The organism is Kitasatospora sp. NPDC004723 (assembly GCF_040609255.1).
In the GTDB taxonomy this organism is placed as follows: Bacteria; Actinomycetota; Actinomycetes; order Streptomycetales; family Streptomycetaceae; genus Kitasatospora.
The window spans coordinates 20480-34831 of record NZ_JBEXJT010000023.1 but is presented as its reverse complement, the minus strand read 5'-3'; the positions used below and the strand labels follow the sequence as shown (position 1 = coordinate 34831).

General features: G+C 75.0%; 13 protein-coding genes and 1 pseudogene. 5 read left to right on the top strand and 9 right to left on the bottom strand.

The window, feature by feature from the left end; translation table 11 throughout:
- Window positions 1-10: 10 nt before the first annotated feature.
- The 5 genes from ABZW10_RS21940 to ABZW10_RS21920 are packed head-to-tail and all read right to left on the bottom strand — an operon-like array spanning window position 11 to window position 5483.
- Window positions 11-1084, bottom strand: coding sequence for an ABC transporter ATP-binding protein (locus tag ABZW10_RS21940; protein WP_355368434.1), 1074 nt, complete (start codon window positions 1082-1084; stop codon window positions 11-13).
- Window positions 1081-2100, bottom strand: coding sequence for an ABC transporter ATP-binding protein (locus tag ABZW10_RS21935; protein ID WP_355368431.1), 1020 nt, complete (start codon window positions 2098-2100; stop codon window positions 1081-1083). Before ABZW10_RS21935 ends, ABZW10_RS21940 begins: the two co-directional genes overlap by 4 nt.
- Window positions 2097-2960 (bottom strand): ABC transporter permease, encoded by an 864-nt coding sequence (locus ABZW10_RS21930; protein WP_355368428.1) that lies wholly within the window; start codon window positions 2958-2960, stop codon window positions 2097-2099. The genes ABZW10_RS21935 and ABZW10_RS21930 overlap by 4 nt, the downstream gene beginning before the upstream one ends.
- The gene (locus ABZW10_RS21925) at window positions 2947-3918 is read right to left on the bottom strand and encodes an ABC transporter permease (protein WP_355368425.1); all 972 of its coding nucleotides are present in this window, start codon (window positions 3916-3918) and stop codon (window positions 2947-2949) included. Before ABZW10_RS21925 ends, ABZW10_RS21930 begins: the two co-directional genes overlap by 14 nt.
- Window positions 3915-5483: an ABC transporter substrate-binding protein gene (locus ABZW10_RS21920; protein ID WP_355368422.1), complete on the bottom strand. Its 1569-nt coding sequence runs from the start codon at window positions 5481-5483 to the stop codon at window positions 3915-3917. The genes ABZW10_RS21925 and ABZW10_RS21920 overlap by 4 nt, the downstream gene beginning before the upstream one ends.
- Before the next feature lie 235 nt (window positions 5484-5718).
- On the opposite strand from ABZW10_RS21920, the gene ABZW10_RS21915 reads away from it, so the two are divergent.
- Window positions 5719-6381 carry a TetR family transcriptional regulator gene (locus tag ABZW10_RS21915; RefSeq protein ID WP_355368419.1) on the top strand — a complete coding sequence of 221 codons (663 nt, stop codon included), beginning with the start codon at window positions 5719-5721 and terminating at the stop codon, window positions 6379-6381.
- A gap of 4 nt (window positions 6382-6385) precedes the next feature.
- Here ABZW10_RS21915 and ABZW10_RS21910 read toward each other — a convergent pair whose 3' ends face one another.
- Window positions 6386-7183 (bottom strand): GntR family transcriptional regulator, encoded by a 798-nt coding sequence (locus ABZW10_RS21910; protein ID WP_355368416.1) that lies wholly within the window; start codon window positions 7181-7183, stop codon window positions 6386-6388.
- A gap of 184 nt (window positions 7184-7367) precedes the next feature.
- On the opposite strand from ABZW10_RS21910, the gene ABZW10_RS21905 reads away from it, so the two are divergent.
- The 4 genes from ABZW10_RS21905 to ABZW10_RS21890 all read left to right on the top strand — a co-directional run bounded on the left by ABZW10_RS21905 (window position 7368) and on the right by ABZW10_RS21890 (window position 11839).
- The gene (locus tag ABZW10_RS21905; protein WP_355368413.1) at window positions 7368-8126 is read left to right on the top strand and encodes a tyrosine-protein phosphatase; all 759 of its coding nucleotides are present in this window, start codon (window positions 7368-7370) and stop codon (window positions 8124-8126) included.
- Window positions 8123-9907 (top strand): glycoside hydrolase family 3 N-terminal domain-containing protein, encoded by a 1785-nt coding sequence (locus tag ABZW10_RS21900; RefSeq protein WP_355368410.1) that lies wholly within the window; start codon window positions 8123-8125, stop codon window positions 9905-9907. The genes ABZW10_RS21905 and ABZW10_RS21900 overlap by 4 nt, the downstream gene beginning before the upstream one ends.
- Window positions 9904-11100 carry a family 1 glycosylhydrolase gene (locus ABZW10_RS21895; RefSeq protein WP_355368407.1) on the top strand — a complete coding sequence of 399 codons (1197 nt, stop codon included), beginning with the start codon at window positions 9904-9906 and terminating at the stop codon, window positions 11098-11100. Before ABZW10_RS21900 ends, ABZW10_RS21895 begins: the two co-directional genes overlap by 4 nt.
- Before the next feature lie 172 nt (window positions 11101-11272).
- On the top strand, window positions 11273-11839 hold the full coding sequence (locus ABZW10_RS21890) for a DUF4291 domain-containing protein (RefSeq protein ID WP_355368404.1): 567 nt from the start codon (window positions 11273-11275) through the stop codon (window positions 11837-11839).
- Between the two features lie 197 nt (window positions 11840-12036).
- On the opposite strand, the pseudogene ABZW10_RS21885 reads toward ABZW10_RS21890, so the two are convergent.
- The 3 genes and pseudogenes from ABZW10_RS21885 to ABZW10_RS21875 form a co-directional block, all read right to left on the bottom strand.
- Window positions 12037-12357, bottom strand: a pseudogene (locus ABZW10_RS21885) (DUF6545 domain-containing protein); the annotation flags it as partial.
- 117 nt (window positions 12358-12474) lie between these two features.
- The gene (locus ABZW10_RS21880) at window positions 12475-13038 is read right to left on the bottom strand and encodes a hypothetical protein (RefSeq protein WP_355368401.1); all 564 of its coding nucleotides are present in this window, start codon (window positions 13036-13038) and stop codon (window positions 12475-12477) included.
- Window positions 13039-13186: 148 nt separating this feature from the next.
- Window positions 13187-14206: a BadF/BadG/BcrA/BcrD ATPase family protein gene (locus tag ABZW10_RS21875; protein WP_355368398.1), complete on the bottom strand. Its 1020-nt coding sequence runs from the start codon at window positions 14204-14206 to the stop codon at window positions 13187-13189.
- Window positions 14207-14352 lie beyond the last annotated feature (146 nt).

Genomic DNA, 14352 nt, shown 5'->3' with positions numbered 1-14352 from the left:
CCCGGGCATGTTATCCGTTCGTCGTCCCAACCGCCTTGCCAACCGCCTCGCCGACCGCCTTGCCAACCGTCTCGCCGACCGCCTCGCCGACCGCCTCGCCGACCGTCGGCACCAGCGGCCGGTGGCAGGCCACGGTCCGTCCGGGCGTGACCTCGCGCTGCGCCGGCACCTCGCTCGCGCACCGCTCGTCGGCGAACGGGCAGCGGGTGCGGAAGCGGCAGCCGGACGGCGGGTCGAGCGGGGACGGCGGGTCGGCGGGCAGCAGCCCGGAGTCGCCGAGCGGGCGGCCGGGCTCGGGGACGGCGGCGAGCAGGGCCGCGGTGTAGGGATGGGCGGGGGCGGCGAGCACCTCCTCGGTGGGGCCCTGCTCGCAGAGCCGGCCGAGGTGGAGCACCGCGACGTCGTCACTGACGGCGCGGACCACGCCGAGGTCGTGCGAGATGAACAGGCTCGCCAGGCCGCGCTCCTCGGTGAGCCGGCGCAGCAGGTTGAGCACGGTGGCCTGGGCGGAGACGTCGAGGGCCGAGACGGCCTCGTCGGCGATCAGCACCCGCGGCTCGGCGGCGAGGGCGCGGGCGATGGCGACCCGCTGCGCCTGGCCGCCGGAGAGCTGGGAGGGCCGGCGGTCGCCGAACAGCGCGACCGGCAGACCGACGGCCTCCAGCTGCTGCTCGACCACCGCGGTGCGGTCGACCGACGGGTCCGGGTGGGCGTCCAGCGGTTCGGCGACCAGGTCGCGCACGGTGCGGCGCGGGTTGAGCGAGGAGACCGGGTCCTGGAACACCATCTGCATCCGGGGGCGCAGGGCCCGGAGCGCCCGCGGGGAGAGCGCGGCGAGGTCGGTGCCGTCCAGGGTGACGGTGCCGGTGGTGGGCGGGGGCAGCCGCAGCAGGGCCTTGGCGATGCTGCTCTTGCCGGAGCCGGACTCGCCGACCAGGGCGAGGGTGCGGCGTTCGCGCAGCTCCACGTCGACGCCGCTGACGGCGTGCAGCGGGCCGGAGCGGGTGCGGTGGACCACGGACAGCCCGGTGGCACGCAGCACCACGGGGGTGTCCGCGTCGGGGGAGGTGGGGGTGGCGGTCATGCGGCGGTCTCCTCGGCCGTCGCCGGCAGCGCGGCCGACGGCGTGAGCGGGAAGTGGCAGGCGGCCGTGTGTCCGGCCCCGGCCCGGTGGAGCGGCGGCGCGTCCGTCGAGCAGACCGCCTGGGCGCGCTCGCAGCGCGGGGCGAACGGGCAGCCGGGGATGGGCTTGGAGAGGTCCGGCGGCGAGCCGGCCACGGCGGGCAGGGTGCGGCGCAGCGGCCCGGTGACCCGGGGCACCGAGCGCAGCAGCGCGGCGGTGTACGGGTGGGCGGGGTTCTCGGTGACGGCCTCGGTGGGGCCGGTCTCGACGATCCGTCCGCCGTACATGACGGCGATCCGCCGGGCGCGGCCGTACAGCAGGCCGATGTCGTGGGTGATCAGCAGGGTGGCCAGGCCGCGGGTCTCGCGGTGCCGGTCGAGCAGGTCGAGCACGGTGCGCTGGACGGTGACGTCCAGGGCGGTGGTGGGCTCGTCGGCGAGCAGCAGGGCGGGGGAGCCGGCCAGGGCGGCGGCGATGCCGACGCGCTGGCGCAGGCCGCCGGAGAGCTCGTGCGGGTAGGCGCGGGCACGCCGGGCCGGGTCGGGGACGTCGACGGCGGCGAGCAGTTCGGCGGCGGTGCGCAGCCGTTCGCGGCGCGGCATCCGGCGCCGGTTGGTGAGCGACTCGGTGACCTGGTCGGCGATCCGCACGACGGGGTTGAGCGAGGTCATCGGGTCCTGGTGGACCATGGCGACGCCGGTGCCGAGCAGGTCGGCGCGCCGGGCGGCGGTGGCGGTGAGCAGGTCCTCGCCGTTCAGCCGCACCGAGCCGGTGGCGGTGGTCCGGGTGGTGCGCGGGTGGACGCCGAGCACGGTGCGGGCCAGCACGGACTTGCCGGAGCCGGACTCGCCGACCACGCCGAGGCACTCGCCGGCGTCGATGGTGAGGTCGATGCCGTGCAGCACGTGCAGCGTCCGGCCGTCGGGGGTGTGCAGGGTGGTGTCGAGCGAACGGACCTCCAGAACCGGGCTGGTCATCCTCGCCCTCCCTTCGAACGGAGCTTGTCGCCCAGGTAGTTGAGGGCGAGGACGGTCAGGCAGAGCACCGCCGCCGGGGCGAGCGAGATCCACGGGGCGCTGCCGAGCGTCGTCCGGCCCTCGGCGATGATGCCGCCCCAGGACGGCTCCGGCGGGCGGAGCCCGAAGCCGAGGAAGCTGAGCGAGCCCTCGGCGACGATGGCGACGGTGGTGGCGGTGAACGCGAAGGTGAGCGCGATCGGCGCGACGTGCGGGACCACCTCGCGCACCAGGATGCGCAGCGGAGCGGTGCCGATCATCCGGGCGGCCTGGACGAAGCCCTGCTCGCTGAGCGACAGCACGACGGCGCGCACCACCCGGGTGAAGGCCGGCACGGTGAACAGGCCGATCAGGATGCCGATCACCGGCAGGCTGGGCCCGCGCAGCGAGACCACGATCATCACCAGGATCAGGGTGGGCACGGACATCAGCAGGTCGGCGGCGAAGCCGATCACCTTGTCCACCGGTCCGCGGAACCAGCCGGCCGCGATGCCGAGCGTCCCGCCGCCGAGCATGCCGACGGTGATGGTCAGTCCGGCGACGGCGAAGGAGGCCCGGGCGCCGGCCACGGTCCGCTGGAAGACGTCGCGCCCGCCGGCGTCGGTGCCCAGCCAGTGGCCGGGGCCGGGGGCGGCGGCGGGGTTGCCGAAGTCGCCGTGCAGCGGGTCGAAGCCGGGCAGCAGCGGGAGCACCAGGGCGGCGAGCGCGACGATCGCCAGCCAGCCGCCGGCGATCAGCACCCCGGTGGACGGGCGACGGCGCCCGGCCGCCGCCTCGCGCGGCACGGCGGCGGGGACGGGGACGGTCTCAGCGGCGCTCATCGGCGATCCTCGGGTCGATCGTGCGGTACAGCACGTCCACGGCGAAGGTGGCGGCCACCACGGCGACGGCGCTGACCACCACCACCCCCTGCACCACCGGGAAGTCGCGGCCGTTGATCGCCCCGGAGACCAGCATGCCGACGCCGGGCACCGCGAACAGCGACTCGACCAGCACCGAGCCGCCGAGCGAGGTGCCGACGCCGATGCCGATCAGGGTGACCAGCGGCAGCGAGGAGGGCCGCAGCGTGCGGCGCAGCAGCAGCCGCGCGGTGCCCATGCCGCGGCTGCGGGCGGCGGAGATGTAGGTCTGGTCGAGGGTGTCGATCAGCTGGCTGCGCAGGGTGCGGGTGAAGACCGCGGCCTCGGTGAGGCCGAGGGTGAGCGCGGGCAGCACCAGGTGGCGCAGGTTCTCCAGCGGGTCCTCGGTGAACGGCGTCCAGCCGGTGGCCGGCAGGATCCGCAGCTGGACGGCGGTGATCCAGATCAGCAGCAGGCCGAGCACGAAGCCGGGCACGGCGAGCCAGACGAACGCGCCGGCGGTGGCGATCCGGTCGACGGCGCCGCCCGGCCGCCAGGCCGACCGGAGCGCGACCGGCAGGGCCAGGCCGAGCGCCACCACCTGGGCGGCGACGAAGAGTTCGAGGGTGACCGGGATCCGGTCGGCGAGCTCGGTGGTGACGGCGACGCCGGTGGAGAGCGAGTGGCCGAGGTCGCCGTGCAGGGCGTCGCCGAGCCAGCGCCAGGTGGCGGCGAACACGTTCTCGTCCAGGCCGAGCTTGGCCTCGTACGCGGTGACCTGCTCCGGCGTGGCGGTGGGGCCGAGCGCGGCGAGGGCGGGGGAGCCGGGCATGAGGTGCGGCAGGGAGAGGGCGGTGACGGTGACCAGCAGGAGCACCGCGCCGGCCCGTCCGAGCCGTCCGGCGGTGCGTCCCGCGGTCCGCAGTGCGGTGGGCGTCACTTCTTCACCCACAGCAGGGCCGGGGAGACGTTGACGACGGTCCGCTTGGAGACGTCCGGCAGGCCGCCGGTCCTGGCGGAGGCCAGGAAGCCGACCTGGTTCTCGGTGAGGAAGAGCATCGGGGCGTCGGTGACGACCTCCTGCGCGGCCTCCTGGTAGGAGCGGGCGCGCTGGGCCGGGTCGACGGTGCTGCGGCCGGCGGCGATCGCCTGGCCCGCCTTCGCGTTGTTCCAGCCGGTGAAGTTGTAGGGGGCATCGGGCATGTAGAGGCTGGCCAGGGCGGTGTCGGTGTCGCCGAACATGCTGGTGACGAAGTCCATCACCTGGAACTTGCGCTGGAACATCGCGGTGCCGAGGTTCGCCGGGTCCAGCGGCTTGATGGTCATCTTCACGCCGGCCTCGGCGAACATCTGCTGGAGCGCGGTGGCCCGCTGCTGGCCCTCGGGGCGGCTGTCGACGAGGTACTCGAAGGAGAGGTCGGAGTGGCCGGCCTCGGCGAGCAGGGCGCGCGCCTTGGCGGGGTCGTGCGCCGGGTAGTCGGCGGTGCCCTGGGCGCGGTAGGGGGAGGTGGAGCCGATCGGGCCGTCCGAGACCTTGCCCTGGTCGAGGTAGACGACCTTCTCGATGGCCGAGCGGTCCACCGCGTACTGCAGGGCCTTGCGCACCCGCGGGTCGTCGAAGGGGGCGACCTTGGTGTTGAACACCACGGTGGAGGTGGAGCCGGGGCCGGTGGCCACCCGCAGGCCGTCGGCGGGGGCCTGCTTGAGCTGGGAGGGGGTCTCGGCCCAGACGAGGTCGGCGTCCCCGGAGCGCAGCGACTGGTAGCGGCTGTCGGCGTCCGGCAGGACCTTGTAGACGAGCTTGTCGGCGTGGCCCTTGGCGCCCCAGTAGGAGGGGTTGCGGGTGAGGGTGGCGGAGACGCCCGGCTGCACGCTCTCCAGCGTGTACGGGCCGGAGCCGACCGCGGGGTTGTCCGCGCCGGCGGGCGCCTCGGAGACGTAGCCGAGGGAGCGGGTGAACAGGCCGGGGAAGGCGGCGTTCGGGGACTTGAGGGTGAAGCCGACGGAGGTCGGCGAGTTCACCGTCATGCCGCCGATGCCGGCGGCGTCGACGGCGCAGGCGCACTTGGCCTCGGGCTTGGCGAGCCGGTTGACGTGGTCGATGACGGCCTGCGCGTCGAGCGGCTTGCCGTCGCTGAAGGTGACGCCCTCGCGCAGCTCCAGCGTCCAGGCGGTGGCGTCGGCGTTCGGGGTGAAGGACTTGGCCAGGTAGGGCTGGACGGCGCCGTTGTCGCCGTTGACCATCAGCGGGTCGTAGAGCGCGTTGGCCAGGATCATCAGCGGCATCGAGGTGAGGGTGGAGTCCGCCGGATCGAGCTTGGTGAAGGGGCGGTCGAGGCCGATTCTCAGGGTGCCGCCGTCGACGGCGGGGCCGTCGTCCTTGGCGGCGGAGGCGGCCGTGCCGCCGCCGGAGACCGTGTCGTCGGACGCGGAGCAGGCGGAGGCGGTGAGGGCGAGGGCCGCCGTGCAGACCGTGGACGCCAGGACGAGCGTGTGCCGCTTCATGATTCCTCGGGGGGATTCGGGGAGCTGGGGGAGGGGGGAGACCGGCGGACGCTGCCGGACCGGTGGCCGCCGGACCCCACTCTTTGGAGGTGGCACAACTGCCAATTGGCACTTGTGCAAACTTCGCATGACGAAATGACGACGACTTGGCGCTCGGCTTGAGCGGGCCACGCCGGGCGTGATTCCGTACGACTACGGCCGCGTGCGGCACAGCAGTTGACGAGGAGCGAGCAGGATGCAGGGGCAGGGGACGGACACCGTGGCGGAGCCCGGGCTGCGCGACCGCAAGCGGACGCGGACCAGGCAGGCCATCCGCACGGCGGGGCTCGACCTCTTCGAGGAGCAGGGCTTCGAGCGCACCACGGTGGACCAGATCTGCCGCCGGGCCGACGTCGCCCACCGCACCTTCTTCCGGTACTACGAGTGCAAGGAGGCGCTGCTCTTCGGCATGGACTTCGGCGCCGCCTTCCTGGACGCCTTCGCCACCGCCCCTGCCGGGCTGGAGCTCTGGGCCGCCTTCGAGCACGCCGCCGACACCACCGACGGGCAGCTGGAGGAGCCGGCCGGGCACACCGTGCGGCGCCGGGCGCTGCGGCGCCGGTTCATCGAGGTCCGCAGTGTGCACGACTTCGCGCTGGTCACGATCGACGCCATCTCGCAGCGGGTGACGGTGATCGCGGCCGAACGGCTGGGCGTCGACCCGGCGGTCGACCTGCGGCCGCAGGCGTTCGCGGCGCTGATGGCGGGCATGACCCGGCGGCAGGTCCTCGACGGCAACGAGATGCGCTCGCTGCGGGAGTGGGCGGAGGCGTTCCGGCTGCTGCTCGCGAAGTTCGACGCGCCGGCCCCGGCGGAGCCGCCGGTCCTGCCGCCGCGCCCGGCGGGAGTCGCCCGGTGAACTCCTACCGCACCGGCCCCGACCCGCCGCCCGGCTCGCGGTAGTGCAGCACGAACCGCGCGCTGCTGCCGTCGATCCGCCGCCGCAGGTACAGCGCGGGCGCGCCGTCCGGCGTGCAGCTGACGCCCTCGCGGACCAGCAGCGCGGTGCCCGGAGGCACCCCGAGCAGCTCCGCGTCGGCGAGGTCCGCGCCGACCGCGCCGAACGCCCGCCAGTCGTACTCCAGCTCCACCCCGGCCGCCTGTGCCAGGTCGAGCACCATGTTGCCGGGACGGCCCGGTCGCACCAGCCCGTCCGGCAGCGGCCCGGACGGCACCCAGTAACTGCTCACCACCCGGGGCCGGCCGCCCAGCCGGATCACCGTGTCCACCCGGGACAGCTCCTCGGGGGCGCGTCCCAGCTGACGGGCCGCCTCGTGGTCCTCGGCGGAGCCGGTCACCGGCGGCGCGGCCACCACGAACTCGCCGTCCTGCGCCGCCCCGGGCGCGTCCGTGCCGAGCGGCAGCCCGGTGTGCACGCTGCCGAGGTCGAACCGCTGGCTGCGCGGGTCGACCGCGATCGACACCCGTACCGCGGGCGGGCGGACGAAGGTCCCCACGCCCCGGCGGATCTCCAGCACCGCGGCCCGTTCCAGCTCGGCCACCGCCTGTCGGACGGTCAGCCGGTTGACGCCGAACTCGGCGGTCAGCTCCGGCTCGCTGGGCAGCCGGGAGCCCGCCGGGTACGTCCCGGCGTCGATGCGCTCCTGGAGCTGCCGGGCGAGCCGGCGGTACAGCGGGGTTTCGGTCCGGTGCGTTGCCACGTGCCAGATCCTACGGAGCCGGGTGGCGGCTTCTGTCCCCGGTTGTCCGGAAGTTCACCTCGTCGTCGCTTGCCCGGCGCCCCACTTGCCGGGTAGACATCTAGACGTCTAGATGTCTTACCTTCCCCGCGCCGTCCCGAGTCATCACCCCCCACCCCCGCCCGCACCACCGAAAGGCCCCGCCATGACGCTCGTCAACTTCCGTGACCCCGCCGCCCTCGCCGACCCCGAGGGCCGCTGGGTCCGCCACGGCGTGCTGCACCGCTCCGCCCAGCCGTTCCCGGCCGACGACGCCTCGATCGTCGAGCAGCTGAACGCCGCCGGCGTGCGCACGATCATCGACCTGCGCGGCGGGGCCGAGGCGGACGACGCCGACTGGGCGCAGTCCCAGGCCGCCGGCATCGAGGTGGTCGCCGCCCGCGTCCAGCCCACCGACCGGAAGCTGGAGGCGGCGATGATGGAGATGACCACCGACGCCGACCTCGGCCACTTCTACCTGCTGATGGTCGAGTCCGCCCCCGGTGCGGTCAAGCTCGCCGTCGAGGCCGCCACCCGCCCCGGCGGCCTGCTGGTGCACTGCGCCGCCGGCAAGGACCGCACCGGCTGGCTGACCGCCCTGCTGCTCGACCTGCTCGGCGTCCCCGCCGAGGAGATCGTCGCCGACTACCACCGCACCACCGCGGCGCTGCCGCAGATCTTCGAGGGCCTGGCCGAGCGCAACCGCAACGCCCTGAACGACTACCACGCCGGCTCGCTGACCATCCCGCGCCAGCTGCTGGAGGCCCCGGCCGACTCGATGGCCGCCTTCCTCGACCTCGTCCGGGCCCGCTACGGCGGCACCGAGGGCCTGCTCGCCCACTGCGGGGTGGACGCCGCGACCATCGAGGCCTTCCGCGCCAAGGCCGGCACCGGCGCCGTCGAGACCGCCGAGGTGACGGCATGAGGACCCTGCTGCACCACACCGACGGCACGCCGTTCCGCGACCTCAACCACAACGGCACCATGGAGCCCTACGAGGACCCGCGGCTGCCCGTCGAGGAGCGCGTCGAGGACCTCCTCTCCCGGATGACCCTGGAGGAGAAGGCCGCGCAGATGTTCTGCGGCCGGATGCTCGCCGGCAACCAGGGCCCCTTCCCCGCCGGCGACCACCTGATCACCGAGCGCGGCCTCACCGCCTTCGGCATGACGATGGTCCCCGACGCCCGCGGCATGGCCGAGTGGAACAACCACGTCCAGGACCTCGCCGCCGCGAGCCGCCTCGGCATCCCGGTCACGCTCGCCTCCGACCCCCGGCACGGCTTCACCACCAACCCGGCCACCGCCTTCGCCGGCGGCGGCTTCTCGGTCGGCCCCGAGCCGATCGGCCTCGGCGCCACCGACGACCCGGAGCTGGTTGAGGAGTACACCGCGCTGATCGGCCGCGAGCTGCGCGCCGTCGGCATCCGGGTCGCCATCCACCCGATGGCCGACCTCGCCACCGAGCCGCGCTGGGCCCGGATCAGCGGCACCTTCGGCGAGGACCCCGAGCGGGTCTCCCGGATCATCGCCGCCTACATCCGCGGCCTGCAGGGCGAGCGGATCGGGCCGGACAGCGTCGCCTGCATGACCAAGCACTTCCCCGGCGGCGGCCCGCAGCACAAGGGCGAGGACTCGCACTTCGCGGCCGGCCGCAGCCTGGCCTACCCGGGCGGCGCCTTCGAGCAGCACCTGCGCCCGTTCGAGGCCGCCTTCGAGGCCGGCACCGCGCAGATCATGCCCGCCTACGCGATCCCGGCCGGCTCCGGGCTCACCGAGGTCGGCGCCAACTTCAACCATGACGTCATCACCGGCCTGCTGCGCGGCAGGTACGGCTTCGACGGCGTGATCTGCACCGACTTCAACGCCATCACCGGCATGGAGATCCCCGGCGTCGTCAGCCTGCCGCCGCGGCACTGGGGCGTCGAGGAGCTGTCGGTGCCCGAGCAGGTCGCGATGACCCTGCACGCGGGGGCCGACCAGCTCGGCGGCGAGACCGACCCCGAGCTGATCCTCGGCGTGGTCCGCTCCGGCGCCGTCACCGAGGCCCGGCTCGACGAGTCCGTCCGCCGCATCCTGCGCGACAAGTTCCGGCTCGGCCTGTTCGACGACCCGTACGTGGACGTCGAGGCCGCCGTCGCGCTGGTCGGCGCCCCGGCCGGGCGCGCGCTCGGCCGCAAGGTCCAGGCCGCCTCGCTGGTCCGCCTCGCCGGACAGCCGCTGACCGGCGAGCGGATCTACGTCGAGGGCGTGGACGCCGGGGTGGCGGCCCGCTACGGGACGGTCGTCGAGCGCCCCGAGGACGCCGACGTCGCCGTCGTCCGCCTGGCCACGCCGTACGAGCGGCGCGAGGGGCTGCTGGAGCAGCACTTCCACACCGGCACCCTGGAGTTCGAGCCCGCCGAGGCCGCCAGGATCGTCGCGCTGGCCGGTACGGTCCCCACCGCCGTCGTCGCGCTGCTGGAGCGCCCCGCCGTGCTGACCCCGCTGGCGCCGCACGCGGCCCTGCTGGTCGGCGAGTTCGGCGCCGCCGACGAGGTCGTGCTGGACGCGGTGCTCGGCCGCGCCCCGATGACCGGCTCGCTGCCGTTCGACCTGCCGCGCTCGGACGCCGCCGTCGAGGCCTCCCGCGAGGACGTGCCCTTCGATACGAAGGACCCGCTCTTCGTCGCCGGCCACCCGACCGCCCCGCGCGAGGTGACCCGGTGACCGGCGGCGGAGCGCTGCCGGAGGGCTTCCTGTTCGGCGCCTCCACCGCCGCCCACCAGATCGAGGGCAACAACACCACCAGCGACTGGTGGGCCCTCGAACAGCGCCCCGGCGGCTTCCTGCCCGAGCCCAGCGGCGACGCCGCGGACAGCTTCCACCGCTGGCCCGAGGACATGGACCTGCTCGCCGGGCTCGGCTTCAACGCCTACCGGTTCAGCATCGAGTGGGCCCGCATCGAGCCGGCGCGCGGCCGCTACTCGTGGGCCGCGCTGGCCCACTACCGGGCGATGGTGGAGGGCGCGCTGGCCCGCGGCCTCACCCCGGTGGTGACGCTCCACCACTTCACCCTGCCGCAGTGGTTCGCCGAGGCGGGCGGCTGGCTCGCCCCGGACGCCGCCGAACTGTTCGCGCGGTACGCCGCCACCGCCGCCGCCGAGGTGCTCGACGGCGTCCGGTACGTGGCCACCATCAACGAGCCGAACGTGCTCGCCCGGATGCACACCCTCATGGGGATGCTCGCCGAGGGCCCGGCCGGGGTGGACCTCGACCGGGTCGACCCCGGCGAGGACATCACCGAGGCGCTGGTGCGGGCCCACCGCGCCGCGGCCGCGGCGCTGCGCGAGGCCGACTCCCGGCTGCTGGTCGGCTGGACGGTCGGCGGCCTCGGCCTCTACCCCGTGGAGCCCGGTGCCGAGGCCACCGCCGCGGCCGTCTCCCGGCGGCGGGAGGGCGTGTTCGTCGAGGCCGCCCGCGGCGACGACTGGCTCGGCGTGCAGGCCTACACCCGCACCCCGGTCGGCGTCGACGGCCCGGTCCCGGTCGCCGAGGGCGTCCGCACCACGATCAAGGGCTGGGAGTACTACCCGCAGGCGCTCGGTGAGACGGTCCGGGGCATGGCCGCACTGGTCGGTCCGGACGTGCCGCTGCTGGTGACCGAGAACGGCATCGCGACCGCCGACGACACCGAGCGGATCGCCTACACCACGGAGGCGCTGGCCGGCCTCGCCGACGCCCTGCGCGACGGCGTCGACGTGCGCGGCTACCTGCACTGGAGCCTGCTGGACAACTACGAGTGGGGTTCCTACCGGCCGACCTTCGGCCTGGTGGCGGTCGACCCGCGGACCTTCGAGCGCAGCCCGAAGCCCTCCGCGCACTGGCTCGGCGCCCTCGCCCGGGAGGGCCGGCTGGGCTGAGCCGCAGCCGCCCGCAGGGAGCAGGACGTCGGCCGGTCCGACGTCCTGCTCCCCGCTTTCCGTGGCTTCGCGTCCTGGTCCCGCGTCCTGCTTCCACGTTCTGTTCCCGCGTTCTGTTCCCGCGTCAAAAACCGGTCGCGCCCACGGTGGCGGGCTGGCAGAGTCCGCTCCCATGGAGCAGCTGTACGGGATCCGGGCCGACCACGACGCCTCCACCCTCGTCGTCTACCAGGCGTACGCCCCCGCCGTGGCCGACGCGGCGCTCGCCGCCGGACGGTTCGTCCCGCCGTTCTCCTTCGGGCGGATGACCTGGATCAAGCCCTCGTTCCGCTGGCTGATGCACCGCAGCAACTGGGCCCGCAAGCCCGGGCAGGAGCGCGTGCTCGCCGTCCGGATCACCCGGGCCGGCTGGGAGGAGGCGCTCGGCCGGGCGGTCCTGACCACCGGCGACCCCGCGTTGCTCGCCCGCGCCGAGGTGCACGTCCAGTGGGACCCGGAGCGCTCCCTGCGCGGCGCGGCGCTCAACCACTACAGCATCCAGGTGGGCGTGGGCCGCACCCTGATCCGGACCTTCGCCGAGGAGTGGATCACCGGGATCACCGACCTCACCCCGCGGGTGCGGCGGATCGCCGAGCTGGTCCAGCAGGGCCGCACCGCCCAGGCCCAGCGCCTGCTGCCGCCGGAGCGCCCGTACCCGCTGCCGAGCCCGCTCGCCGTGCGGCTCGGTGCCGCCGAATGACGCTCCGTCAATATCCGTCGAGCAGTGGACGCCCCGCCTCCTGAAGGTGAAGGGGGCCGCCTCCCCGGCACGATCACGGGATCGGGAAGCGGCCCCCGGTCCGGGACCGGTCAGGAATCGCTGCGGACCGGGCATCGACCGCCTTGCTCTGACCGGCCACCAGGAACCCCATCCGACAACCTCAACCGTGGTTGAGGTCAAGCCCCGGCGTGTCGCCGCACCTGTCGCCCGTCGAGCCGGTCGTAGGCGGCGGCGACCTCCAGCAGCCAGGCGATCTCCTCGCGCGGGGTGAAGCCGCCCGGGTGGTCGGGCTCGGGCGGCATGCCGCCGGCCGGGGGCCGGCCGTGGATGCGGTGGTGCAGCGCGGCCCGCAGCCACACGGCTTCGGTCCGGGCCGATCCGCCGCCGGTGGCGAGCGCGGCCCCGGCCCGGGCGGCCGTCCCCGCCGACGCCGGCACCTCGTCGCGCAGCGCGAGTGCCGCGTCCCGGATCTCGAAGACCCGGTGCGTGAGATCGAGGGTCCCAGAGTGGCTACGGCCTGTGGCCGGACAACGGCTTCGCGCAGGTCAGCGAGCTGATGTAGGGCTGTTTCGCCCGTACGACGACCGGGTTCCCGCCGCACCGGCGGGGCCCGGTCACGGGTGTTGCAGCTCCCGGATCCGGGTGATCCGGCCGCGCGCGTCCAGCGTCAGGTCGTAGTCGTTCCCGTAGCAGGCGTACGGGAGTTCGGGCTCGCCGCCGGTGAGGCAGCTGTCCAGGTGGTCGAGCAGGACCGGCAGCTGGACCTCCTTGGCGGGCTCGTCGTGCGGGAGGTCGACGAGGGTGGCGGTGGCATGGGCCGCGAGGGCGTGGGTGACCACGGCGGCGCCGGGCGGACAGGAGGGCCGGACGGTCAGCCGGCCGTCGGCGACCGCGAGGACCTGGACGACCCGGCGGCCGGCGTGGGTGGTGCAGGGGGCGGGGGAGAGGGTGGCGGGGGCGAAGAAGTCCGGGGTGGCCGCGAGCGTGTCCTCCTCGTCGTCGCCGGGGGCCGCGAGGTCCGCGGGGTCGTCCAGGTCCTCGGCGTCCACCGGGTCCCCGATGTCGTCCGAGGCCATCGCGAGCGTCGGGTCCTCGTCGATCGGGGTGCAGGCGGCAAGCCCGGTGGTGACGGTGCAACAGAGCAGCACGGCGAAGAGGAGGCGACGGGGCGCGGTCATGGGGTGAGTCTCCCAGGAACAGGGCCGGACGAGACATCCACCTGGACGCGGAATCCGAGTGACCGGTTCCGGACACGACCCGTCCCCGCCGGGCGTGCGGGCCCGGCGGGGACGGATGCGGGGGCGGGGCGGACGGGTCGGGCGGGTGCTACGCCGCGACCGGGTGCGTCGGGTCGTAGGCCCGGCGGACCCGCTCCTGGGCCTCCGGTCCGGCCCCCAGGTGGTCGAGCCCGAGCAGCGCCGCGCCGAGGACCGGCGGGGCGACCACGATCCGCGGCTCGGCGAGCGGCGCCGCGGCCGTCAGCCGGGCCGTCAGGTTGTCGAGCAGCAGCGGCTGGCGGGAGGCGAGCACCCCGCCGCCGAGCACCAGCGGGGTGGGCGTGTCCAGCAGCTCCAGCCGCCGCAGGGCGACGACGGCGAGCCGGGTGATCTCGTCGGCCTGCCGGTCTATCAGCGACAGGGCCGTGGCGTCCCCGGTCCCGGCGACGGCGAACAGCACCCGGACCACCTCGTGCAGCCGGACGGACGGCAGGTGCCCGAGGTGGACGGCCTCGGCGACGGCACCGGTGGTGGGCAGGCCGAAGTGCTCGGCGATGGCGGCGGCCAGGCCGGTCGGCCCGCCGCGCCCGTCCTCCGCCCGCACGGCGTGCCACATGCTGGCGCCGGCCAGGCCCCAGCCGCCGCCCCAGTCGCCGGTGAGCTTGCCGAGGGCCGGGAAGCGGGCGGTGCGGCCGTCGGGCAGCAGCCCGACGCAGTTGATGCCGGCGCCGCAGACGACCGCGACGCCGCGCGGGCCGTCGGTGCCGGCCCGCAGCAGGCCGAAGGTGTCGTTGAGGACGGTGTTGCCGGCGCCCCAGGGGTGGCTCTCCACGGCGACGCGCAGCGCCTCCTCCTCGACCGGCAGGTCGGCATTGGCGAGACAGGCGCTGACGTGGCCGGTCAGCGGGCCGGTCCAGTCGGTGACCCCGGCGGCCACGGCGGCCTCCTCGACCAGCGGGGCGAGGCCGGCGACGGCGACGGCGGCGCCGACGGTCGCCGGGTGGAAGCCGCCGCCCCGCGCGGAGCCGAGGACGGAGCCGTCGGTGCCGATGAGGGCGACGTCGGTCTTGGAGTTGCCGGCGTCGATGGCGAGGACGCCGGGCAGGTGCGGTTCGGGCTGGTGGGTCATTGGGGTTCCCGCGGCTCGTCGTACGTGGCCCGGCCGGGGGTCTTTCCCGGCCGGGGGTGGCGTGGCTCCGCCCGCGATCCGGCCCGCACTCCCCCACGGAGCGCGGGCCGGGGACCGGGGGTCGGGCGGCTCAGGCCCGGGGCGTG

Bases quoted from the DNA above. Each gene is read 5' to 3' on its own strand.
- ABZW10_RS21875 (WP_355368398.1), bottom strand. From the start codon at position 14,206: ATGACCCACCAGCCCGAACCGCACCTGCCCGGCGTCCTCGCCATCGAC.
- ABZW10_RS21905 (WP_355368413.1), top strand. From the start codon at position 7,368: ATGACGCTCGTCAACTTCCGTGACCCCGCCGCCCTCGCCGACCCCGAG.
- ABZW10_RS21880 (WP_355368401.1), bottom strand. From the start codon at position 13,038: ATGACCGCGCCCCGTCGCCTCCTCTTCGCCGTGCTGCTCTGTTGCACC.
- ABZW10_RS21915 (WP_355368419.1), top strand. From the start codon at position 5,719: ATGCAGGGGCAGGGGACGGACACCGTGGCGGAGCCCGGGCTGCGCGAC.
- ABZW10_RS21935 (WP_355368431.1), bottom strand. From the start codon at position 2,100: ATGACCAGCCCGGTTCTGGAGGTCCGTTCGCTCGACACCACCCTGCAC.
- ABZW10_RS21940 (WP_355368434.1), bottom strand. From the start codon at position 1,084: ATGACCGCCACCCCCACCTCCCCCGACGCGGACACCCCCGTGGTGCTG.
- ABZW10_RS21930 (WP_355368428.1), bottom strand. From the start codon at position 2,960: ATGAGCGCCGCTGAGACCGTCCCCGTCCCCGCCGCCGTGCCGCGCGAG.
- ABZW10_RS21900 (WP_355368410.1), top strand. From the start codon at position 8,123: ATGAGGACCCTGCTGCACCACACCGACGGCACGCCGTTCCGCGACCTC.
- ABZW10_RS21920 (WP_355368422.1), bottom strand. From the start codon at position 5,483: ATGAAGCGGCACACGCTCGTCCTGGCGTCCACGGTCTGCACGGCGGCC.
- ABZW10_RS21890 (WP_355368404.1), top strand. From the start codon at position 11,273: ATGGAGCAGCTGTACGGGATCCGGGCCGACCACGACGCCTCCACCCTC.